At 43.8% G+C, this 21,616-nt stretch carries 21 protein-coding genes; 20 read left to right on the top strand and 1 reads right to left on the bottom strand.

Features of this window, described 5'->3' with window-relative positions:
* A partial coding sequence (locus tag KQI32_RS11650; protein WP_216423449.1) for a transposase occupies positions 1-269 on the bottom strand: 269 nt, incomplete at its 3' end.
* A gap of 339 nt (positions 270-608) precedes the next feature.
* Between KQI32_RS11650 and trmFO the strand changes: the two genes are divergently transcribed.
* From trmFO to clpX, 20 genes are all read left to right on the top strand, one after another.
* Positions 609-1,928: a methylenetetrahydrofolate--tRNA-(uracil(54)-C(5))-methyltransferase (FADH(2)-oxidizing) TrmFO gene (gene trmFO / locus KQI32_RS11655; RefSeq protein WP_216425501.1), complete on the top strand. Its 1,320-nt coding sequence runs from the start codon at positions 609-611 to the stop codon at positions 1,926-1,928.
* Positions 1,929-1,942: 14 nt separating this feature from the next.
* On the top strand, positions 1,943-2,584 hold the full coding sequence (locus KQI32_RS11660; protein WP_216425444.1) for an ATP-binding cassette domain-containing protein: 642 nt from the start codon (positions 1,943-1,945) through the stop codon (positions 2,582-2,584).
* On the top strand, positions 2,568-3,383 hold the full coding sequence (gene fetB, locus KQI32_RS11665; RefSeq protein WP_177690637.1) for an iron export ABC transporter permease subunit FetB: 816 nt from the start codon (positions 2,568-2,570) through the stop codon (positions 3,381-3,383). Before KQI32_RS11660 ends, fetB begins: the two co-directional genes overlap by 17 nt.
* Positions 3,384-3,766: 383 nt before the next feature.
* Positions 3,767-5,680, top strand: coding sequence for an NADH-quinone oxidoreductase subunit L (locus KQI32_RS11670; RefSeq protein ID WP_216425446.1), 1,914 nt, complete (start codon positions 3,767-3,769; stop codon positions 5,678-5,680).
* Positions 5,680-6,546, top strand: coding sequence for a respiratory chain complex I subunit 1 family protein (locus tag KQI32_RS11675; protein WP_216425447.1), 867 nt, complete (start codon positions 5,680-5,682; stop codon positions 6,544-6,546). The genes KQI32_RS11670 and KQI32_RS11675 overlap by 1 nt, the downstream gene beginning before the upstream one ends.
* Before the next feature lie 24 nt (positions 6,547-6,570).
* The gene (locus KQI32_RS11680) at positions 6,571-7,026 is read left to right on the top strand and encodes an NADH-quinone oxidoreductase subunit B family protein (protein ID WP_216425456.1); all 456 of its coding nucleotides are present in this window, start codon (positions 6,571-6,573) and stop codon (positions 7,024-7,026) included.
* On the top strand, positions 7,016-7,354 hold the full coding sequence (locus KQI32_RS11685) for an NADH-quinone oxidoreductase subunit C (protein WP_216425458.1): 339 nt from the start codon (positions 7,016-7,018) through the stop codon (positions 7,352-7,354). The genes KQI32_RS11680 and KQI32_RS11685 overlap by 11 nt, the downstream gene beginning before the upstream one ends.
* Before the next feature lie 15 nt (positions 7,355-7,369).
* Entirely contained in the window at positions 7,370-8,449 is a 1,080-nt protein-coding gene (locus KQI32_RS11690; RefSeq protein ID WP_216425460.1) for a nickel-dependent hydrogenase large subunit, read from the top strand.
* A gap of 15 nt (positions 8,450-8,464) precedes the next feature.
* On the top strand, positions 8,465-8,830 hold the full coding sequence (locus KQI32_RS11695; protein WP_216425462.1) for a 4Fe-4S dicluster domain-containing protein: 366 nt from the start codon (positions 8,465-8,467) through the stop codon (positions 8,828-8,830).
* Between the two features lie 9 nt (positions 8,831-8,839).
* On the top strand, positions 8,840-9,181 hold the full coding sequence (locus tag KQI32_RS11700) for a hydrogenase maturation nickel metallochaperone HypA (protein ID WP_216425464.1): 342 nt from the start codon (positions 8,840-8,842) through the stop codon (positions 9,179-9,181).
* Complete coding sequence (gene hypF, locus KQI32_RS11705) at positions 9,178-11,406, top strand: carbamoyltransferase HypF (protein WP_216425473.1); 2,229 nt, start codon at positions 9,178-9,180, stop codon at positions 11,404-11,406. Before KQI32_RS11700 ends, hypF begins: the two co-directional genes overlap by 4 nt.
* 384 nt (positions 11,407-11,790) lie before the next feature.
* Positions 11,791-12,549, top strand: a complete 759-nt coding sequence (locus tag KQI32_RS11710; protein ID WP_216425475.1) for a copper amine oxidase N-terminal domain-containing protein — start codon at positions 11,791-11,793, stop codon at positions 12,547-12,549.
* A 251-nt stretch (positions 12,550-12,800) separates the two neighbouring features.
* Positions 12,801-13,007, top strand: coding sequence for a HypC/HybG/HupF family hydrogenase formation chaperone (locus tag KQI32_RS11715; RefSeq protein WP_216425477.1), 207 nt, complete (start codon positions 12,801-12,803; stop codon positions 13,005-13,007).
* Between the two features lie 2 nt (positions 13,008-13,009).
* Entirely contained in the window at positions 13,010-14,056 is a 1,047-nt protein-coding gene (hypD, locus tag KQI32_RS11720) for a hydrogenase formation protein HypD (protein ID WP_253291186.1), read from the top strand.
* An 18-nt stretch (positions 14,057-14,074) separates the two neighbouring features.
* Positions 14,075-15,058 (top strand): hydrogenase expression/formation protein HypE, encoded by a 984-nt coding sequence (hypE, locus tag KQI32_RS11725; protein WP_216425479.1) that lies wholly within the window; start codon positions 14,075-14,077, stop codon positions 15,056-15,058.
* A gap of 129 nt (positions 15,059-15,187) precedes the next feature.
* Entirely contained in the window at positions 15,188-16,684 is a 1,497-nt protein-coding gene (gene thrC, locus KQI32_RS11730) for a threonine synthase (protein WP_216425486.1), read from the top strand.
* Positions 16,685-17,350: 666 nt separating this feature from the next.
* Positions 17,351-18,070, top strand: coding sequence for a metallophosphoesterase (locus KQI32_RS11735; RefSeq protein WP_216425491.1), 720 nt, complete (start codon positions 17,351-17,353; stop codon positions 18,068-18,070).
* A 72-nt stretch (positions 18,071-18,142) separates the two neighbouring features.
* Entirely contained in the window at positions 18,143-19,555 is a 1,413-nt protein-coding gene (gene tig, locus KQI32_RS11740; protein WP_216425495.1) for a trigger factor, read from the top strand.
* Between the two features lie 3 nt (positions 19,556-19,558).
* A complete protein-coding gene (clpP, locus tag KQI32_RS11745; RefSeq protein WP_216425497.1) occupies positions 19,559-20,140 on the top strand; it encodes an ATP-dependent Clp endopeptidase proteolytic subunit ClpP in 582 nt (193 codons plus the stop codon).
* Between the two features lie 14 nt (positions 20,141-20,154).
* Positions 20,155-21,453, top strand: a complete 1,299-nt coding sequence (gene clpX / locus KQI32_RS11750) for an ATP-dependent Clp protease ATP-binding subunit ClpX (protein WP_216425499.1) — start codon at positions 20,155-20,157, stop codon at positions 21,451-21,453.
* The last annotated feature ends 163 nt before the right edge of the window (positions 21,454-21,616 follow it).

The following is a 21,616-nucleotide window of genomic DNA, read 5'->3' on the forward strand; positions in this document are numbered from 1 at the left end:
TATGCGATGTTCATGCCAATCTCCTGCATGGTACGGCGCAGCGAGGGGATGCCGTACAGGTGCTGGATGAACACAATTTTGAACAATACCACCGGGTCAATGCTGGGACGGCCGTTGTCGCGGCTGTAAAGCGCATCCACCAAGTCGTACAGATGCGTAAAATCCACCGCGCTGTCAATCTGCCGCAGCAGATGCTCCGACGGAACCAGCTCCTCCAAACATAGGATTTCTACTACATTTCTGCGCAATTCCTGCTCTTTTGCTAGCACACGCCGTCCCTCCCCAGTCTTTCTTATCTTTATTTTACCACACATACGCAAAAAAGCCCAGTGTATACTGGACTTTTTCGACAGGCTGAGCTTTTGCCTTGCAAAAGCGTTTTTATCTTGTTATAATAACCTCACGAACCTCTAAGGCATTAAAAATGCCAAGAGTTTTTTAAGAACATTGAAACGCAAGATTCCGGCGATGAAAGGCGCCTTCATTGTTGCGTTATAGACAACCTACAAACCTCTAAGGCATTTAAAAATATCAAGAGGTTTGGAGAATATTGAATCACAATACTTCGGGATATAAAATTACACATGAAGGAAAGAACAGGAGGAACAATATTGAGTCAAGTAAATGTAATCGGAGCCGGCCTTGCCGGATGTGAAGCGGCGTATGCACTTGCAAACCGCGGAATAAAAGTAAAGCTATTTGAGCAGAAACCGGAGAACTATTCAGAAGCACATCACATGGAAACTTTTGCAGAGTTGGTCTGCTCCAATTCCTTGCGGAGCGATATGCTCCATAACGGCGTAGGACTGTTGAAGGCAGAAATGAGAAAATTGGGGTCCCTCATCATGGAAACTGCCGAGGAGACGAAAGTGCCGGCAGGTGGTGCTCTCGCTGTGGACAGAGAACTATTTTCAAAGCGGGTGACAGATAAGATCATGGCACACGAGAATATTGAGGTGATTCATCAGGAAGTGTGCCATATTGCGGAGGATGAATACACAGTTATCGCTTCCGGTCCGCTTACTTCCTCCAAATTGGTGGAGGAGTTAAAAAGGATCACTGGTGAAGAGTATCTCTACTTCTATGATGCGGCCGCGCCGATTGTCACAAAGGAATCTCTTGATATGGACAAGGTGTTTTTCGGCGACCGCTATGATCGCGGTGATGGGGATTATATCAATTGCTCTATGAACCGTGATGAGTACGAAGCATTCTATGAAGCGCTGATATCCGCAGAGGTTGTGCCGTTAAAAGAATTCGAAAAAGAAGTGGTATTTGAGGGATGCATGCCGTTGGAGACTATGGCAAAACGCGGAAGAGAAACCCTGCTTTTCGGCCCCCTGAAACCGGTGGGATTAAAACCGCAGGGTGCTGAGCGGGAGCCTTATGCTGTGGTGCAGCTGCGGCAGGATAATAAAGAAGCCAGCTTATACAATATTGTGGGATTCCAAACCCATCTGAAATTCGGCGAACAGAAGCGGGTTTTTTCTATGATACCGGGATTGGAAAATGCGGAATTTGTCCGCTATGGTGTGATGCACCGCAATACCTTTATCAATTCTCCCAAGCTGTTAAATTGCCGTTATGGTTTAAAATCCAATCCTTATATTTTTTTTGCGGGTCAGATTACAGGTGTAGAGGGATATATAGAGTCGGCTTCCTCCGGGTTGCTTTGCGGCATCTATCTTGCGCGGAAGCTAAACGGGAAAGAGGTTGTGGAGCTGGACAGCGCTACCGCTATCGGTGCACTGTCCCGCTATGTGTCCAATGGAACTGTGGCACAGTTTCAGCCCATGAATATCAATTTTGGCATCATGGACGATCTGGGATACCGAATAAAGGCGAAAAAGTCCCAGCGCAATATGATGAAATCAGAAAAATCGCTTGCTCTGATAGAGGAATATATTGAAAAAGGGTACAACTTGTAAAAGGAGTGCAATGGATGTTTGAGGTCAGGAACCTGCATTATCGCAGCATTTTGCAAATTGAAAAGCTGACAATTGAAAAAAATGCGCTGAATATCGTTGTGGGTGAAAGTGGAAGCGGTAAAACAACACTGTTTAAATTGCTCACCAGACTGTATACAAAGGACAGCGGAACCATCACTTTTAATGGGCGGGATATTGAGACAATCGATCCGTTGGAACTTCGCAGAAAAGCCGTGTTTGTCGGACAGGATCCCACCATAAGCGGAAACGTCATGGAAGCGGTGAAGGAAGCATTCTATTTTAACGAACAGCCCTATCCGGAAAGGGAGGAGATCCTCTCCTATTTTGATCTCTTTCAGCTGCCGCGCGAGTTGGCTGAGAAGGATGTGGCAATCCTTTCGGCAGGGGAAAAACAGCGCGTGTTTATTCTCCGCGCAATCATGCTGGATACGGATATCATTCTGCTGGACGAGCCTTTTGCGAATTTGAATTTTGAACTTTCCAGGCATATTCTTTCCTATTTTTCCACTATTCTGATTGAAAAAAGGAAAAAGACAATCGTTCTCATTTCCCATTCTCCGGAGTTGAACCGTTTGTTTCCCTGTCACCTGATTGCCTTAAAAGATGGGAGGATTATTGATGAGCGGAATTGTTGAGATAGATAATCTGCATCTGATGCTTGCCTATTTTTTTGTCGTGATTTTGATTGTTTTGGTGCAGGTGAAGAAGATACCTGTCTGTAAGGATATTATAGTCGGGGTTATTCGCATGACAATACAGCTTCTTATCGTAGGATATATCTTAGAGTATATTTTCAAAATCAGAAATCCATTTTTGGTTATTTTGGTGCTCGCTGTTATGATGTTCTTTGCTGTCACAAATATTATCAAACGGATAAAATTTAAAGTGAATCGAAAAGTATGCCGCAGCATTATTCTTTCCATGTGTACCGCGCCGGTTGTTTGTCTGATTCTGTTTTTGATGATTGTGGTGGATGTACGGCCGCTCTATGAACCAAGTTATATCATCCCATTGGCCGGTATGATTTTCGGCAACTCCATGACAGCCCTCTCTCTTTGCGTGCGGCGTTTTCTTGAGGGAATACAGGAGGAAAAGCACTATATAGAAAATGCATTGAGTCTGGGGGCTTCCCCTAAAAAAGCAATCAGGAATATCAACCATAAGGCGATCACCAGTGCGATTATGCCAACAATCAATAACATGGTAACGATGGGGGTTGTTTCTCTGCCCGGTATGATGACAGGCCAAGTGCTGTCCGGGACGTCGCCCTTGATTGCCACAAGGTATCAGATTGCCATTATGCTGGTAATATCCTGTTCGGCAGCTTTGAGCGCTGTCATTTTTACATTGTTTTCCTATCGCACTTTTTTTAATAAAGAGTGTCAGTTGGATTTTGACGTGATAGAGGGGGAAAATGGGCGCAAAATCAAATAAATCTGTATTTTATCAAGAAATTTAGGAAATATGATGTTATTTAGAGGAATAAAAGTATAATTAATCGCAGGAAACAGAAAAATCTTGTATTGACACTTTTCAAACAGAAGCGTATAATACAGAATGATGTGCTCGGGTTTTCCGATTAGCCGAGAGGTTTTTGATTGAAGGGACACCTTGCGATGAAAAACCTTTCAGTTAATCAAAATATTTACGGAAGATAAGCAGGACTATAGCATTTGAACTTACTTTTGAGTGTTTGCTGTAGGTTCGTTAACCGGCAGGCGAAAGCCTGCCGTTGTTCTGTGCAAAATCTCTTTTTCTGTAAAAAGTTGGAAACGGGGTGCAAAACTAGATTTATTGTAGAAAGAGGTTAGGGGGACATGTATCTCATCGGTTTTTTAATCTGCTTTCCGCTTATTATGGCGTTGCTTCTCTATCTGATTAAGAACGACCATGTGCGGAAATATTTTGTCTATGCTGCTTGCGGGGTTATCATTGCGGCATCTGTTCTGTTTGCTGTGAGGCAAATAATAGGGGGCGCAAACGGAACGTATCTCAGAAATACGCATTTGATTGATCTGCTTATGTCCGGGGTGGAGCTTGTTCTTTTTGGTGTCATTGTTTATTATAGCATTCGTTACCGGAAGTATTATGTTGTTTTCATTGCAGCAGTACAGGAATTTTTGCTGCTTTGGATGGAATTCTTCGGACCGGAGATTGCTCATCCCACGGCACATATCTATTCGGATAGGCTCACTTTGATTATGTGTCTGATTATTGGTATTGTAGGATGCCTTATCTGTATTTATGCTACTGGGTACATGAAAGATTATCATAATCATCACAAGGATTTTAAGAATAGAAAGCCTTTTTTCTTTTCCATGCTGTTTGTCTTTCTGGGTGCTATGTATGGTTTGGTCTGTTCCAATAATCTGACCTGGATTTATTTCTTCTGGGAAATTACCAGTCTGTGCTCCTTTTTGCTGATTGGTTACAATAAGACAGAGGAGGCAATTAAAAATTCATTCCGTGCGTTGTGGATGAATTTACTGGGAGGTCTTGCTTTTGCAATTGCAATTGTATACTGCAGGCTTGTCTATCAGATAGATGGCTTGCAGGAGCTGGTGTTAATGGGGGCCAAAGGGGTTCTCGTTATTATCCCTGTCATTTTGCTGGCATTTGCCGGACTTACAAAATCTGCCCAGCTTCCGTTTTCCGGCTGGCTTTTGGGCGCTATGGTTGCCCCCACACCCACATCCGCGCTTCTGCATTCAGCGACGATGGTGAAGGCGGGAGTATATCTGCTTTTGAGACTTTCCCCTGCGCTTGCGGGAAATCTGGCGGGTACTATGGTGACATCGATCGGAGGCTTTACGTTTTTTGCAACTTCACTTTTGGCGATTGCGCAGACGGACGGCAAAAAAGTTCTCGCTTATTCCACTGTATCAAATCTTGGTTTGATTACAGCATGTGCTGGTGTAGGAATTCATGAAGCCGTTTGGGCAGGAATTCTTCTGATGATATTCCATGCCGTATCAAAATCTCTGATGTTTCTTTCTGTGGGAGCAGTGGAAAACTGTACAGGAAGCCGGAATATTGAGGACATGCATGGATTGATTGTAAAATTACCGAAATTAGCCTTTGTTATGATTGTCGGAATTGCCGGTATGTTTCTCGCACCGTTTGGCATGCTTATCTCCAAATGGGCCGCATTAAAAGCATTTGTGGACTCCAAAAGCATATTGATGGTGGTGTTCCTGGTATATGGAAGCGCCAGCACTCTTTTCTATTGGACAAAATGGCTGGGCAAAATTATTGCGGTAGTCCACAACAGTGAGAAAAAGAAAGACATCACCAAACGAAGCGAGTGGACTTCTCTGCTTTCGCAGGCAGTGATCATGATCATTCTATGTGTCACATTTCCGATTATTTCCGCGCATCTGATAGAGCCGCTTTTGAGCGAAATGTTTCATGATACCATTCCTGTGATTATCAGCAAGGGTAATGTGTTCATTATGGCAATGATGCTGTGCATGATCGCAATTCTTCCGATTGTTGCAAGATTATTGACGCATACAAGAAGGCAGAAAGTCGTATTATCCTATATGGGCGGAGCCAATACAGGGGATGACAGAAATTTTGTAAATTCCTTTGAACAGGAGACCAAAATGTATTTGGCGGGCTGGTATATGGAGGACTATTTCGGAGAGAAGCGCCTGTGGCGTCCATCTTTGATTGGGGCAACTGCCGCGCTGGTCATCTTGATGATTATTGCAATAGGGGGTGCGGTATAATGTGGATTCGTATTGTTTGGACAATCCTTTTTTTGATACTTGGTCCCTTTGCCGGAGGCTTGCTGGCAGGGATAGATCGGAAGATAACCGCCAGATTGCAGGGGAGAAGAGGGCCGTCTGTCTGGCAGCCTTTCTATGATTTATTGAAACTGTTTCGAAAACAGGCGGTTATCGTCAATTCCATTCAGGATTTTTTAATTTGCGGTTTTTTTATATTTATTGTATTTACCGGAGCATTGTTTTTCTGGGGCGGCGATTTGCTTTTGGTCTTTTTCTCACTGACACTGGCAGGCATCTTCTTTATGATGTCGGCCTGCTCGGCAAATTCGCCTTTCAGTGCGATGGGCGCTCAGCGTGAACTGATGCAGACGATGGCTTACGAGCCGATGGTTCTGCTGGCTGCAATTGGATTTTATGTCTGTAACGGCAGCTTTGCGGTGTCTGATATTGCACAAGCACATCTTCCCGCTGTCCTTTACTTGCCCGGTGTTTTTTTAGGTTTTCTGTACATATTGACGATAAAGTTCCGGAAATCTCCTTTTGATATCAGTACTTCGCATCACGCTCACCAGGAGATGGTAAAGGGAATCACAACGGAATTGTCAGGTCCTATTCTGGCTTTGGTGGAGCTGGCTCATTGGTATGAAAATGTTTTTCTGCTTGGCGTGATCGCTCTTTTCTTTGTCGCAAGCAGCTGGTGGACATGGATTCTTGCAGTAGTGATGTGCATTGTCTGTTACTTCTTCGAGATCCTGATCGACAACACCTTTGCACGTGTGAAATGGCAGGAAATGCTGAAGACAGCATGGAGCGTCACACTGGTTGCAGGGGCAGTGAACATAATGATTGTTATCCTTATTCTATAAGGCGAGCATAAAGGAGGAATTATCATGCCGAAAATGGCAAAATCACCCTGGCTTCTGCACTATGACGGCTCCAGCTGCAACGGCTGTGACATCGAAGTGCTTGCCTGTCTGACACCTGTTTACGATATTGAACGTTTTGGGATCATTAATACTGGAAATCCCAAACATGCGGATATTCTGCTGATCACCGGAGGAATTAATGAACAGAACAAACCGGTTGTAGAACAGATTTATTCTCAAATGCCCAAGCCAAAGGTTGTAGTGGCTGTGGGAATCTGTGCCTGTAACGGAGGAATCTTTAAAGAGTGTTATAATATACTGGGCGGCGTGGATAAAGTACTTCCGGTGGATATCTATGTTCCCGGATGTGCTGCGCGCCCTGAAGCGATTATGGACGGTGTGCTCAAAGCGGTTGAACTGCTGGACAAAAAGCAGAACGAAGCAATGGCAAAGGAAAGGAGAGAAAATCATGCAGGATAACAATCAGCTGAAAATCATTGATCCAAATACGTTGGTTCCAACCGCGCTGGAGATGAAAAACAGCGGTTACCGTCTGGTACAGATTTGTGCGACACGCACAGAAGGCGGATATGAGCTCACATATTCTTTCGCAAAGGGCTACCGTTTGAAAAATCTCCGCTTTGAGATTGCGGAGGAAACGGAAATCATGAGTGTCAGCAATATTTTTGAACCGGCTTTTCTGTATGAAAATGAAATACATGATTTGTTTGGCATCAAAATCAATTTGATCAAAATCGACTATAACGGAACACTGTATAAAACGGCGAAAGAAACGCCTTTTAAATAAGAAGGGGGTAAGAAAATGTCTAAGAGAAGTATTGTACCGTTCGGCCCCCAGCATCCTGTTTTGCCGGAACCGATCCATCTGGATTTGGTGCTTGAGGATGAAAAGGTTGTGCAGGCGGTTCCATCCATCGGCTTTGTGCATAGAGGGCTTGAAAAACTGGTGGAGAAAAAGGATTATCAGGAATATGTCTATGTGGCAGAACGCATCTGCGGAATCTGCAGCTTTATGCATGGTATGGGCTACTGTGAAGCGGTAGAACGGATTATGAATATTGAAATTCCGGATCGCGCTAAATTTTTGAGAGTGATTTGGGCGGAGATGTCCCGTATACACAGCCATCTTCTGTGGCTGGGGCTGACGGCGGATGCCTTTGGGTTTGAAAGTCTGTTTATGGAAAGCTGGAAAATGCGGGAAAAAATTCTGGATATGTTTGAATATTCTACCGGAGGAAGGGTTATTTTCTCCGTCAATAAAATCGGCGGCCAGCGCAAGGATATGGACGACGATATGATAAAGATGTTTGTGAAGCTGTTCGGCGAGATGGAAAGCGATCTGCGGGAACTGACAAACACGTTTCTGCAGGACTATTCGGTGAATACCCGCTTAAGGGATGTCGGTTTTCTGACGAAAGAACAGGCCCATGATTTGGGCGCCGTAGGTCCTATGATGCGCGCCAGCGGCATCAGTTTGGATACAAGAAAAATGGGCTATGCCGCTTATCCGGAAATAAAGTTCGAGCCTGTCACCAGCAATGTGGGAGACAGTTATGCCAGAGTGGATGTCCGCATCAAGGAGATTTTCCAGTCGATCGATATCATCCGCCAGGCGGCGAAAAAGATTCCGGCTGGCACGGTGGACGTGCCGGTGAAAGGAATGCCGGACGGAGAATTTATGATGCGGGTAGAACAACCGCGCGGAGAGGCGGTATATTATGTAAAAGCAAACGGCACGAAGTTTTTGGATCGGGTGCGTGTGAGAACACCTACCTTTGCAAATCTTCCTGCGTTGCTTGAAACCTTGAAAGGCTGCCAGCTTGCGGATGTGCCGATTCTGATTTTGACGATCGATCCGTGCATCAGCTGCACGGAAAGATAAAGGGGGATCCGCAGTATGACAATTATGAAGTTTACAAAATCTGTGATAAAAAATCTGTTTTCCAAGCCGGCAACAAGGGTTTACCCGCAGGAAAAGAGGATTTATCCAGAGCGCACCAGAGGACATGTGGATATTGACATTGATACTTGCATCTTTTGTGGGATGTGTCAGCGAAAATGTCCTACTGGTGCAATTCAGGTTGACCGCAACGAAAAGACTTGGACGATTCAGCGATTTAGCTGTATCCAGTGTTCCAGCTGTGCGGATAACTGTCCGAAAAAATGTTTGAAGATGGGAAACTCTTATCCGGAGCCGTCGGCAAGCCAGACGGTGGATATTTATCAGAAGAAAGAGGAGACTGCTTTAAAGGCAGCGGAATAGGAGCGAATTATGCACGAGTATCATGAAGCGATTCATATCATAGAGCACGCTTGTGAGGAAGCGGCAAAACAGGGAAAAAACAAGGTGACAAAAATTAATCTGGTAATTGGTGAAAGCTCCGGGTATTCTGCCGACAGCATTCGCATGCACTTTGAGGATGCCGTGAAGGGAACGATCTGCGAGGGAGCTGAAATCACAGCGAGAACTGTGAAGACCATGCTGCGCTGCCCGAACTGTCATGAACTGTTCGCGCGCAGACCTTTTCACTTCGATTGTCCCCACTGCGGGACGGATGGGGTGCCCAGCGAGGTCGGCAAGGAAATGTCAATAGAAAGCGTAGAGTGTGAATGAAATCCTCGGTTCTTTTAACAGTCTGCGGTGTCGTACAGGGAGTCGGATTCCGCCCTTTTGCAGCCGGGATTGCGGAAGAAATGGGTCTTTCCGGCTACGTGAGAAATAAAGGCGGATTTGTGGAGATACTGCTGTCCGCGGGACAGAGAGCGGTGGATGATTACATCCATCGCCTTTGTATTGAGAAACCTTTCGGTGCGGAAATTCAGCGGATAGAGAAAAGTTTTTCAGAGAAATGGGTTTCCGGCGGGTTTTCGATTATTGGAAGTGAGCCGTATGAAAAGACGCCTGTCTTGCCGCCGGATTTTTCCGTGTGTGAGGACTGTCTAAAAGAGATGAGAGATCCGTTTAATCGAAGGCACGGCTATCCATTTATCAGCTGTACCGCCTGCGGTCCCCGCTATAGTATTATGAACCGCATTCCCTATGATCGGGAGAACACTGTAATGAACTGTTTTTCTCTGTGCAGGCAGTGCGACACGGAATACAGGCGTCCGACACGCCGAAGGCATGCACAGACTATCGCGTGCCACGACTGTGGGCCGCAGCTGATTTGGAGACAGAGAAAAGGCGAAGTTCTTGTGAGAGAAGAGGCGCTTCAAAAAGCGATTGCAGTACTGAAAGGTGGAGGGGTTATCGCTGTAAAGGGGATTGGCGGATATCAGTATGTGTGCAGTCCGTACCGGGAGGATTCTGTTCAAAAATTACGGATGTTAAAAGGACGGGAGAAAAAACCGTTTGCGGTGATGTTCCCCAATATTTCAATGATTGAGAAAGAATGTGTTCTTTCAGAGAGGGAACAGGCTCTGTTGGAATCCCCTGCAAAGCCGATTGTTCTTTTGGAGAAGAAGAAGGATGATTTTGTTTTCGGTGTGTGCGGAGAAAGTCGATTTGTCGGAGCTTTTTTGCCGAACACTCCTCTTCATGTTCTGTTGTTGGAGGAATGCGGGGAATTGATTGTCACCAGTGCAAACCGTTCGGGAGAGATACTGTGTTTCACAGACGAACAAATGGAGTCCGAGGTATCAGAGCTTCTGGATGGGACGCTGTATCATCACCGAGAGATTGTAACCCCGTTGGACGATTCCGTTTTGCGGGTTTCTGACAACCATAATAAAATGATACGCAGAAGCCGGGGGTATGTCCCTCTTCCGGTTCTGCTGCCTCAAACGGCAAAGTGTGATATTCTGGCGGCTGGCGGGGATTTAAAAGCAGTATTCTGTCTGGTGAGAGAAGATCGTGCTTATCTGAGCCAGTATTTCGGGGATATGGAAACCGTGTCTGTACAGAATACTTATCAGAAAACCGTTTCCCATATGGAACAGTTGTTTCATATTTCCCCAAAAGTCATTGCCTGTGATTTGCATCCCTCCTACTATACGGTTAAACTGGCGGAAAAAAAGAAGTTGCCGCTTGTCAGAATACAGCATCACCATGCTCATATTGCATCGGTAATGGCGGAGCATCATATGAAAGGCAAGGTTTTGGGGATCGCTTTTGACGGCACTGGCTACGGAGCGGACGGAACAATATGGGGCGGTGAAATTTTACTTTGCCGCAATGCGGAATTTCAGCGTGTCGGTCATTTGAAACCGATTTCACTTGTCGGAGGCGATCAGGCGGCAAAGAAGATTCATCTGTCGGCTTACAGCTATCTTTACGCGGCGGGTCTTTCATCGGATGAGCCGGCTTTTGCCTTTGCGGAATCTGCATTGAAAAATCAAGTCAATACCGCACAAAGTTCATCTATGGGAAGGTTATTTGACGCAGTAAGTTATCTGCTTAGAATTTCTTCGGAGAACGGATACGAAGGACAGGCAGCGATTGCTCTGGAAAATGAGGCATATCGTGCAAAAGAGAACGAAAATGTTTTCGATACACTCAAATTTTCTGTTGACGAAAATGGTGTTGCGGACAGCAGAGTTATCATCCAACAAATTGTCAAGGCTTTGCAAAAAGGTGTTTCAGCGGAAAGCATTGCGCTGGGATTTCATGCTGCTGTCGCGGACATGATAGCTTCTTTTGCCGTAAAATATAAGAACGAAACGGATCAGATTGCTCTGTCCGGCGGCGTGTTTGCGAACGAGCTGCTGTGCTGTCTTGCGGAAGATAAACTGAAAAATTTAGGTTTCTCTGTTTTTTTCAATGAAAAAGTCCCCTGTAATGACGGCGGAATTGCCTTGGGACAGGCTTATATTTGCAGTATGATGACGGATATGATATAATAACCTCACAAACTTCTAAGGCATTGAAAATGCCAAGAAGTTTGGAGAACAATTGAATCATGCCACTTCGCCACAATGCGGCTTGTGACTATGGTATAATAACCTCACGGAACAAAATGAAATCGGAGATTTCTGTGTTTCGGAAAACATTGAATTACAATAACAATGTGCATAGCACATTCCTGTACTTTGCGCTATGTTCTCTGCTCTTCGTTAGAGATTCCTTGTGCCTCGGAAGGATATTATTGACTGCATTGTGAAATCTTTCGTGCTCTCAAAACTTCGTTTTGACGGCAGATTTATGGTATAAAATGCTGTTAACGAAATTGTTTATCGATTATAACACAAAAGATGCCGCATAATGTTCATAAAGGAGACTATTTTATGAAAAAGATTGTTAGTATAGTGCTTTGTTTAGTCTTACTTTCTTTAAATCAATTGTGTTTTGCATCAAAGGAGAATATTTTTGACTTTGATATTTTGTCGTGCAATGAAATTAAAATCTCTTATTATAATGGTGGCGAATTTTCTTACCCTACAATGCCAGGATACTATAATTATGTTACAATTGATAATGAAGAAATCAAAGAAATTCTTAATTGTATTAGTGATATTAATTATATCCCGTTTGGCGGAGGTTTTGGCGGAGCTGGCGGAGAACACTTGACAATTTATGTGAATGGTGTGGAGGCAGTTCACTTTGTTGTTGGTGTGGAGATGTGTTATATTGACGGTAAAATCTACGAATTCGGTATGGAAGAATATCGAAAGCTTGAAGATTTAGTGTTTGAGTATAGAACAAAAAATGATATTAAAGTGTATTTCAATAACGAAAGAATAAAATTTTATAACAGCCCGGTTATTATGAATGACAGAACACTTGTCCCTGCCGAAAGCATAAGTAAAGTTTTGGGATTGGAAGCGAGCTGGGGTGGAGATAAAGTTATTTTTAAAAAAGAAAATCAATTCTTGGTTATTTATACAGAAGATGATTATATTGATGAATATGGTTCTCGAAAACCAATAGACATTGGCGGAAGACTTATAGATGAAATTGCAATGGTTCCGGTAAGGGTATTGGCGGAGTCTTATGGATTTACTGTAAAATGGGAAAATAATTCTGTTTATATTATGTCGGAATAATTTTTTTGTCCTAATTTGAAACGAGCCTAGACTTTGCAATATAGTAGCATAATGGGCTTGCAAAGCAAGCTCAATGAATTGCCTGACGGCGTGAATGGAAATCAATGATTTCATGAATTGTGCTTTTGGTACGTGAAAAGGTAATTCCATTCATGAAACGTAAGCGGGAATTTATGGCGAATTCAATTCATAAAAACAAGTGATCTTTTGATTCAATAAATGAAACAGTTTGAAAAGAGAGGAACCAAATAATGTGTGTTGCGATACCTGCTAAAGTGATTTCCGTTCAAGATGGGAGAGCGGTGGTGGAATATAAGGGAAATACGGTGACGGCCAGCACTGGCTTGGTGGCCGTAAAGCCGGGGGACAGTGTCCTGGTTCATGCAGGGTGCATTCTGCAGGTGTTATCTGACTTTGACCGGGATATGTTGCTGGAACTTTTGGAGGAGATGGAATAGGAATGCTGTCGCTGGATGAAATAAGGAAAAGATTAAAAGAATACGACGGCATTCCTGTTTCTTTTATGGAGGTGTGCGGAACACATACAGGAGAAATCGCAAGAAACGGAATTGTCAGCATGCTGTCTCCCAAGATTCGTCTGGTATCCGGTCCGGGATGCCCGGTCTGTGTTACGGTAGCCAGCTACATTGACCGGCTTTTGAAACTTTCCTGCCGGGAGAGAACCTGTGTTGTCAGTTTTGGGGATCTCTTTCGGGTAAAGGGGAGCAGGCTTTGTTTAAATGATATCCGTGGAAGAGGCGGCCGTGCGGAAATGGTGTATGCACCCGAAAATATCATTTCTTTGGCAGAGAAGGAGCCGGAAACAGAATTTATTTTTGCGGCAGTGGGATTTGAGACAACGGCGGCAGTCTATGCCGATTTGATGGAACGGCTGATTGCATTTAAGATTCGCAATATAAAACTGCTGACTGCACTGAAAGTGATGCCGCCAGCCATTCAATGGGTATGCGAAAACGGCAGCGGAATAGACGGATTTATTGCGCCGGGGAATGTCAGCGTAGTGACAGGCAGCGGGATATACCGTCCGCTTTCGGAGCGGTTTGGGATTCCTTTTGCGGTAGCCGGTTTTGCAGGAGAGGAACTGCTGATTGCTGTTTACGGTCTTCTCAAAAATATCGGAAAACCGAAGGTGATGAATTATTATCCCTATGCGGTTACAGAGGAGGGAAACCGGACGGCACAGAAAAAGATTGCGGCATATTTTGAGCCGTGTGCCGCGGCTTGGCGGGGGCTTGGAATGATTGCAGATTCCGGCTTAAAATTAAAGCGGGAATATGCCTGCTTTGATGCGGGAAGCGAAAGTCTCTGTGAGGACGCCCAATACAATCCGTCTTGCCGGTGCGCGGAGGTTTTGGTGGGTAAAATCAGTCCGACCCAATGCCCTCTGTTCGGTACAGTGTGTCAACCGCAGAATCCGCAGGGGGCTTGTATGGTGTCCGCCGAGGGAAGCTGTCACAATTGGTTTGTAAACCGCCGTAAAAGATAAAAAGGGAGTCGAAAAGCGATGAAAATCAACATGGAGCATGGAAGCGGAGGAAAAGCAACCTCCGATTTGATTTCCAATATATTTGCAAAACATTTTAACAATGAAATATTGAACCGCATGGAGGATGCGGCTGTGGTGCCGGGGTTTGGCAGAATCGCTGTCACAACTGACAGCTTTGTGGTAACGCCGCTGTTTTTCCGAGGCGGAGATATCGGCCATCTGGCGGTCTGCGGAACGGTCAATGATCTGCTGATGGGAGGCGCCGTCCCGAAATATCTCACCTGCGGGTTTATCATTGAGGAGGGAGCGGACATGGAAGCGCTTGACCGGATTGCCGCCTCTATGGCTGCGACTGCGAAAAAGGCCGTTGTCACCATTGTAGCCGGGGATACAAAGGTGATTGAGGGAAAAGGCGGCATTTATATCAATACGGCCGGCGTTGGATTTGTTCCGGACGGAGTGAACTTGGACTGTTCTTCCTGCCGGGCAGGGGACGTCGTTTTGGTATCCGGCAATTTGGGGGATCACCATGCTGCAATTCTGAGCGAGCGGCTAAGCATCGAAAATAAAATTGCAAGTGATTGCGCACCGCTTTGTGAAATGGTCGGAAGACTGATGAATTCCGGCGTGAATCTGCGGGCTATGCGGGATGTGACAAGAGGCGGTTTGGCTACGGTGTTAAACGAGTTCGCAAAGTCTTCCGGCTGCATGATCGAGCTGGAGGAGGAAAAGATTCCTGTTTCGGAGGATGTAAAAGGCTTCTGCGGCTTCCTTGGATTGGATCCCCTTTATATGGGAAATGAGGGGAAAATGCTATTGGTTACAGCGCCGGAGGATGCACCAAGAGCATTGGAAGTGATGAAAAACAGTGAATTTGGGGAGAATGCGGCGATAATCGGATGTGTGAAAAAAGGCGATTCTGCCGTTACAATGCGGACAGCAATCGGCGGTGTTCGGATGGTGGATATTCTGTACGGCGAAGGTCTGCCCCGTATCTGCTGATTCAAGGAAGCAAACCGGCAGTCGAATTTTGTTGAAACTGCCTGAATTTTCAGCGAATGATTGACATTTTCATGAATTTATATTATTATCAAACAAGTACATATTTTGTTTAAAGGGGAGCATAATCACATGTTATATACCAGTACAAGAAACGGAGCCATCAGCATCAGCTCTGCCCAGGCAATCAAACAGGGATTGTCGGAAGAGGGCGGATTATTCGTGCCGAATTCTTTCCCGACAGTCTCCAAGGAAGATTTAGAGAAAATGGTGGACTTCAGTTATAATGAAAGAGCCTTTTTTATTCTGAAAAAATATCTCACTGATTTTACCGACGAAGAGCTTCGAAACTGTGTCAATCAGGCATATACCCGTGAAAAATTTGAGACGGAAAGCATTGCGCCGCTGTATGGAATTGACGACAAGACGTATTTTCTGGAACTGTGGCATGGTCCGACTTGTGCATTTAAGGATATGGCTTTGCAGATATTACCGCATTTTATGACGGTTTCTGCAAAGAAAACAGGGGAAACGAAAACCATCACCATTTTGGTTGCAACTTCCGGAGATACCGGAAAGGCTGCTCTGGAAGGTTTTAAGGACGTTGACGGAACGAAAATTGCGGTTTTTTATCCGGAAAACGGCGTCAGTGATATTCAAAAGCTGCAGATGATTACGCAGCAAGGCGGAAATGTTTATGTGGCTTCTGTAAAAGGAAATTTTGACGATGCCCAGAATGGAGTAAAACACATTTTTACCGACGACAAATACAAAGCTGAACTTGCGGAAAAAAACATTATGCTTTCCTCCGCTAATTCCATCAATTTCGGCAGGTTGGTTCCTCAGGTTGTGTATTATTTTAACGCTTACTGTGAGCTGCTGAAAAATGATAAAATAAAAAGCGGTGATCCCATAAATGTGGTCGTGCCTACCGGTAATTTCGGCAACATTCTGGCCGCATACTATGCAAAACAGATGGGACTGCCGATTGGTAAGCTGATCTGCGCGTCCAATGAGAACAATGTTCTGACCGATTTTATTAATACGGGAATCTATAATAAAAAAAGGTCGTTCCATTTGACGACGTCTCCATCCATGGATATTTTGATTTCCAGCAATCTGGAACGCTTTTTATATGAGATATCCGGCAAAGACGATCGGTTGATTTCAGAGTTGATGAAACAGCTCAATGAAGATGGCGTGTATGAAATTTCAGATGATATGAAAAAGAAAGTTCAGGAAAACTTCTTTGGAGGCTTCTGCGATGATGCGGCAACCAAAGAGACCATCCATAGCACTTTTGAAAGATATAGCTATTTGATTGACACACATACCGCTGTGGCGAAAAACGTTTTCGATCAGTACAAAGAAAAAACAGGAGATGAAACCGTTACAGTGATCGCCTCTACCGCCAGCCCTTTTAAATTCGCTCCCAGTGTTTTGGATGCAGTGAAAGAAGAATATGACAGGGAAGTGGATGAATTCCGTTTACTCCATGAACTGAGTGAGGCTTCCGGTATGAAAATACCGAAATCTTTGGAGGCGTTGCAGGAGAGTGAACGCCGTTTTGCGGATGTGTTTGATAAAAATGAAATGAGACAAGCAGTTTCTGGATTTTTGAAAATATAACCTCGCTGATGTCTCTCGTTTCTAAAGCGGCGGGTATCTTATGGAAAGAGCAAACGGCGAGCATAATCCTGCGCTTCGCCCGGTTGAAACGCTATTAAGGTAACTTTTGCGCAGCAAAAGTTTTCAATGAAATCTTGTTATAACGAAATGAAGATGTCTCTCGCCTTTTAGACGGCAGATTTCACTTCATTTTTCTGTGGTGTTGCAATTCATCACACAAACGTTGCATTCTGGGGCTGCGCCCCTTATGGAACCTCGGTGAAAGAATGCAAAATGAATTATGCCCCATCATATGATGGGGCATAAGACTTGTTATGCGGTTATTGATAAGTTTTTCGTTCCGTCTCTATTGACGGTAACGCTTTCAGGGCAGATGAATTATCAAAAATAAAAACACTTACAGCGGACCGTAGCCGCTTAAACCCTACCTATTAATAACAGCACAACTTACTGGGATGATGTCATGCGGCGAACGATTTCATTCGCCCCCGTAATCTTGTAATATGGCCTGATTAATACAACCGGGATAACATCTTTAAGGATCTCATCTTTGGCTTTTCAATCGGACTATCCATTACAATCATCTCCCTATTTCAATCGGCTTTTCAAAGCGTTTTGCTTATCGCTGCCGACAATGATATTATAGCCTGTTGAGGAGAAAATATTATGGGAATATATACCATAGCCGATCTGCATTTGTCTTTTTCAGCCGACAAGCCGATGGATGTTTTCGGCGGGAAGTGGGAAAACTACACAGAGAAATTAAAAAGAAACTGGAATGATATTGTGACTGACAAGGATATTGTGGTGTTGCCTGGTGATCTTTCTTGGGCGACATACTTGGAAGACAGTATGCTGGATTTTTCTTTTATTCATTCTTTAAATGGGCGCAAAATTATTATGAAGGGGAATCATGATTATTGGTTCAGCACAGCTGCTAAAATCAATGCTTTTTTTGAAAAAAATGGACTTGCCTCTCTTTGTTTGCTTCATAATAATTTTTATATTTTCTGCGATGAATCGGGAAAAAGATATGGTATCTGCGGTACAAAAGGATTTGATGTCTCCAGAAATCCGACGAAAGGGAGTGACTTAAAGCTTTTAAACCGTGAATCAATGCGTCTTGCATACTCGGTGACACAAGCTGAAAAAGCCGGATGCGATGAGAATCTTGTGTTTCTCCATTACCCTCCGGTTTTAACAAATGGAAAGTTTAATCGGAATCCTTTCACGGAAGTCATGCAGCAGCATGGAATAAAAAAATGTTTTTACGGTCACCTTCATAATATAGCAGCTCAGCGGGCAGTGAACGGAGAATATGAGGGAATCGAATACAAGCTGGTTTCCTGCGATCATTTGAACTTTGTACCTTACCGCATTCTGTGAAAAAGAAATAATTGAAAATTCATTGAAACTATGATATACTATAACGAGGTAAATTTTTTAAGGAGGATATTTATGAGCTTTAAAGTAAAGGAAAGCAATGAAAAAGAAGCAGTGCTTGAGATCACTGTTGCACCTGAGGAGTTTGAAAAAGCGGTTCAGAAATCTTACATAAAGAACATAAAGCATTTCAATATTCCTGGTTTCAGAAAGGGGAAAGCCCCCAGAAAGTTTGTAGAAAAGTATTACGGCGAAGGTGTGTTTTATGAGGATGCAGTGAATGCGATTGTGCCGGATGCCTATGACAATGCACTTTTGGAAAGCAAATTGGATGTCGTTTCCCAGCCTTCTATTGATATTGAAAAAATCGGTGGGGAAGATGGACTGGTCTTCACAGCAAAGGTTACATTGAAGCCTGTTGTGGAAATTGATGGATATAAAGGTATAAAAGTCAGCAAAATAGAGTATACTGTAAAGGCTGAAGATGTGCAGAAGGAGATTTCCACTCTGCAGGAAAGAACAGCCCGGGTTGTTGAAGTTACCGATCGGGCGGTTGAAAAAGACGACATTGCCAATATTGATTTTGAAGGTTTTTGCGACGGTGCTGCTTTTGAGGGCGGCAAGGGCGAAAACTATGATCTGACGATCGGTTCAGGCCAGTTTATTCCTGGTTTTGAAGAACAGCTGATCGGCAAAACTACAGGCGAAGAAACAGAAGTAAACGTAACCTTCCCAGAGGAATATCACGCGGAAGAATTAAAGGGGAAGGATGCAACGTTTAAAGTAAAAATCAATAAGATTTCCAAAAAGGAATTGCCTGAACTGGATGACGAGTTCGCAAAGGATGTCAGCTCTTTTGATACGTTTGATGAACTGAAGAAAGACATTGAGGCAAAATTAAAAGAACAGGCTGATTTGAGAACCAAAAATGAATTTGAGAACAATGCGATCGATGAAGTGGTTAAGCTGATGAAAGCGGACATCCCCGACTGTATGATTGAACAGAAAATCGACGCGCTGATCCAGGATTTTGAACAGCGTTTATCCCAGCAGGGACTTACGGTGGACAAATATATTGAATACACAGGTATGGACAAAGACGTTTTCAGAGGTCAGTTTAAAGAAAGAGCAGAATCCCAGGTGAAAACTTCTCTGGCATTGGAAGCGATCGGCAAAAAAGAAAAGATCGAAATTTCGGATGCTGAAGTGGAAGCGGAATTAAAGAAATTGGCTGAATCTTATAAAATGGAACTGGATGTTGTTAAAAAATACATCAATCCAGAAGATTTGAAAAAAGATTTGATTCTGCAGAAGGCAATTGATTTTATCACTGAGAACGCAGAGGTTGAAATCGTGAAAGAGAAAAAGACAGCTGCCAAAAAGACAGCCGCTAAAAAAACAGCGAAAAAAGAAGAGGCGGAAGCGTCTGAATCTTCCGAGACAACCGAAGAAAAACCGAAAAGAGGAAGAAAAAAGAAGGAGGAGTAATTGATGGCACTGGTTCCTTACGTTATTGAACAGACAAGCAGAGGCGAGAGATCGTATGACATTTATTCCCGTTTATTAAAGGACAGAATAATCTTTTTGTCAGACGAGGTAAATGATGTGACAGCCAGCTTAATTGTGGCTCAGCTGTTATTTTTAGAGGGGGAAGATCCGGATAAAGATATAAGCTTTTATATCAATTCTCCGGGGGGATCCGTTACTGCGGGAATGGCGATTTACGATACCATGCAGTACATAAAACCGGATGTTTCAACCATCTGTGTTGGATTGGCTGCAAGTATGGGAGCGTTTTTGTTATCATCCGGTGCAAAGGGGAAACGGTTTGCACTTCCAAACAGTGAAATTATGATTCATCAGCCTTTGGGGGGAACACAGGGACAGGCTACCGATATCAAAATCCATACGGAATGGCTTTTGAGAACACGGGATACCTTAAATCAAATACTCAGCAAAAATACAGGCAAATCTCTGGAAGAAATTCAAAGGGATACGGAAAGAGATAACTTTATGCCTGCAAAAGAAGCGATGGAATATGGCTTGATTGACAAAATTATCGAGCATCATTAAAATGAGGTAATTAAATGAGCAATACGAACGGAAATGCAAAAAAGACAGAGCATTGCTCTTTTTGCGGGAAGTCGGAGGCGCAGGTTGAAAAATTGATTGCCGGCCCCGGCGATGTCCATATTTGCAACGAATGTGTGGTTTTATGCAACGAAATTATTTTCGATGAATTGGATAATATGAAATATTCGGATGATATTGGTGATATCCAATTGCTGAAACCAAAAGATATCAAAGCAACATTAGATGAGTACGTCATCGGGCAGGATAATGCCAAAAAGGCATTGGCTGTTGCCGTATACAACCATTATAAAAGAATATTTAATCCACCCGTCAACGAGGAAGACGGTGTTGAACTGCAAAAAAGCAATATCCTGCTGCTGGGTCCTACTGGCTGTGGGAAAACTTTGCTCGCACAAACGCTTGCAAAGATTCTGAATGTTCCTTTTGCAATAGCTGATGCTACTACGCTCACAGAGGCAGGTTATGTAGGTGAGGATGTGGAAAACATTCTGCTGAAGCTGATACAGGCTGCTGATTATGATATTGAACGGGCAGAGAGGGGAATCATTTATATCGACGAGATCGATAAGATTGCCAGAAAATCCGAAAATCCTTCCATCACCCGCGATGTCAGCGGAGAAGGTGTCCAGCAGGCACTCTTGAAAATTTTGGAGGGAACGGTTTCCTCCGTTCCTCCCCAAGGGGGCAGAAAGCATCCCCATCAGGAATTTCTGCAGATTGATACCACGAATATTTTGTTTATTTGCGGCGGGGCTTTTGACGGTCTTGAAAAAATTATTGAAAACCGTGTCGGTAAGAAAACATTAGGATTTAATTCCGATATTATCACCCAGAAGGATAAACTGTCCAAAGATATTTTGAAGGAGATTCTTCCGCAGGATTTGTTAAAATTCGGTTTGATTCCTGAGTTCACAGGGCGTGTGCCGGTTATTGTTACTCTTCAGAATCTGGATGAAGAAGCCTTGGCAAGGGTATTGAAAGAACCCAAAAATGCATTGGTGAAACAGTATCAAAAATTGTTTGCATTGGATCAGGTGGAATTAGAATTTGCAGAGGAGGCTATCCGGGAGATTGCAAAGGAAGCGATTCACCGCACTACTGGTGCAAGAGGGCTCCGGGCTATTCTTGAGGAATTGATGCAAAATGTTATGTTCGAAGTTCCATCGGATGCAACCATCAAAAAGGTGATCATTACGAAAGAAGCTGTTTTAAAGCAAAAAGAACCAATTCTTGTCCGCAATGCAGTTAAGGTAATCGGGACACACAGCAAAGCGGGCGAAATTACGGGCTAATTATAATAAAAGCACGGTATTTAATACCGTGCTTTCAGCCTGTCGAAAAACGCATGGATTCCATCAAGCGAATCCACGCGTTTTTGTGTCTATTGGGAATAAAAACATGAGTATCCGATGCAGCGTGCCATGGTTCCCATCCCGCCACTTCCACATGGCCAGC

The organism is Acetivibrio sp. MSJd-27, assembly GCF_018918095.1.
GTDB lineage: Bacteria > Bacillota > Clostridia > UMGS1840 > HGM11507 > HGM11507.

What these genes read in the sequence shown, in the direction of transcription:
- KQI32_RS11710 (WP_216425475.1), top strand. Translation starts at nt 11,791, where the DNA reads ATGAAAAAGATTGTTAGTATAGTGCTTTGTTTAGTCTTACTTTCTTTA.
- KQI32_RS11690 (WP_216425460.1), top strand. Translation starts at nt 7,370, where the DNA reads ATGTCTAAGAGAAGTATTGTACCGTTCGGCCCCCAGCATCCTGTTTTG.
- KQI32_RS11685 (WP_216425458.1), top strand. Translation starts at nt 7,016, where the DNA reads ATGCAGGATAACAATCAGCTGAAAATCATTGATCCAAATACGTTGGTT.
- KQI32_RS11695 (WP_216425462.1), top strand. Translation starts at nt 8,465, where the DNA reads ATGACAATTATGAAGTTTACAAAATCTGTGATAAAAAATCTGTTTTCC.
- tig (WP_216425495.1), top strand. Translation starts at nt 18,143, where the DNA reads ATGAGCTTTAAAGTAAAGGAAAGCAATGAAAAAGAAGCAGTGCTTGAG.
- clpP (WP_216425497.1), top strand. Translation starts at nt 19,559, where the DNA reads ATGGCACTGGTTCCTTACGTTATTGAACAGACAAGCAGAGGCGAGAGA.
- hypE (WP_216425479.1), top strand. Translation starts at nt 14,075, where the DNA reads ATGAAAATCAACATGGAGCATGGAAGCGGAGGAAAAGCAACCTCCGAT.
- KQI32_RS11715 (WP_216425477.1), top strand. Translation starts at nt 12,801, where the DNA reads ATGTGTGTTGCGATACCTGCTAAAGTGATTTCCGTTCAAGATGGGAGA.
- clpX (WP_216425499.1), top strand. Translation starts at nt 20,155, where the DNA reads ATGAGCAATACGAACGGAAATGCAAAAAAGACAGAGCATTGCTCTTTT.
- KQI32_RS11670 (WP_216425446.1), top strand. Translation starts at nt 3,767, where the DNA reads ATGTATCTCATCGGTTTTTTAATCTGCTTTCCGCTTATTATGGCGTTG.
- KQI32_RS11700 (WP_216425464.1), top strand. Translation starts at nt 8,840, where the DNA reads ATGCACGAGTATCATGAAGCGATTCATATCATAGAGCACGCTTGTGAG.
- KQI32_RS11675 (WP_216425447.1), top strand. Translation starts at nt 5,680, where the DNA reads ATGTGGATTCGTATTGTTTGGACAATCCTTTTTTTGATACTTGGTCCC.
- thrC (WP_216425486.1), top strand. Translation starts at nt 15,188, where the DNA reads ATGTTATATACCAGTACAAGAAACGGAGCCATCAGCATCAGCTCTGCC.
- KQI32_RS11660 (WP_216425444.1), top strand. Translation starts at nt 1,943, where the DNA reads ATGTTTGAGGTCAGGAACCTGCATTATCGCAGCATTTTGCAAATTGAA.
- fetB (WP_177690637.1), top strand. Translation starts at nt 2,568, where the DNA reads ATGAGCGGAATTGTTGAGATAGATAATCTGCATCTGATGCTTGCCTAT.
- hypF (WP_216425473.1), top strand. Translation starts at nt 9,178, where the DNA reads ATGAAATCCTCGGTTCTTTTAACAGTCTGCGGTGTCGTACAGGGAGTC.
- KQI32_RS11680 (WP_216425456.1), top strand. Translation starts at nt 6,571, where the DNA reads ATGCCGAAAATGGCAAAATCACCCTGGCTTCTGCACTATGACGGCTCC.
- hypD (WP_253291186.1), top strand. Translation starts at nt 13,010, where the DNA reads ATGCTGTCGCTGGATGAAATAAGGAAAAGATTAAAAGAATACGACGGC.
- KQI32_RS11735 (WP_216425491.1), top strand. Translation starts at nt 17,351, where the DNA reads ATGGGAATATATACCATAGCCGATCTGCATTTGTCTTTTTCAGCCGAC.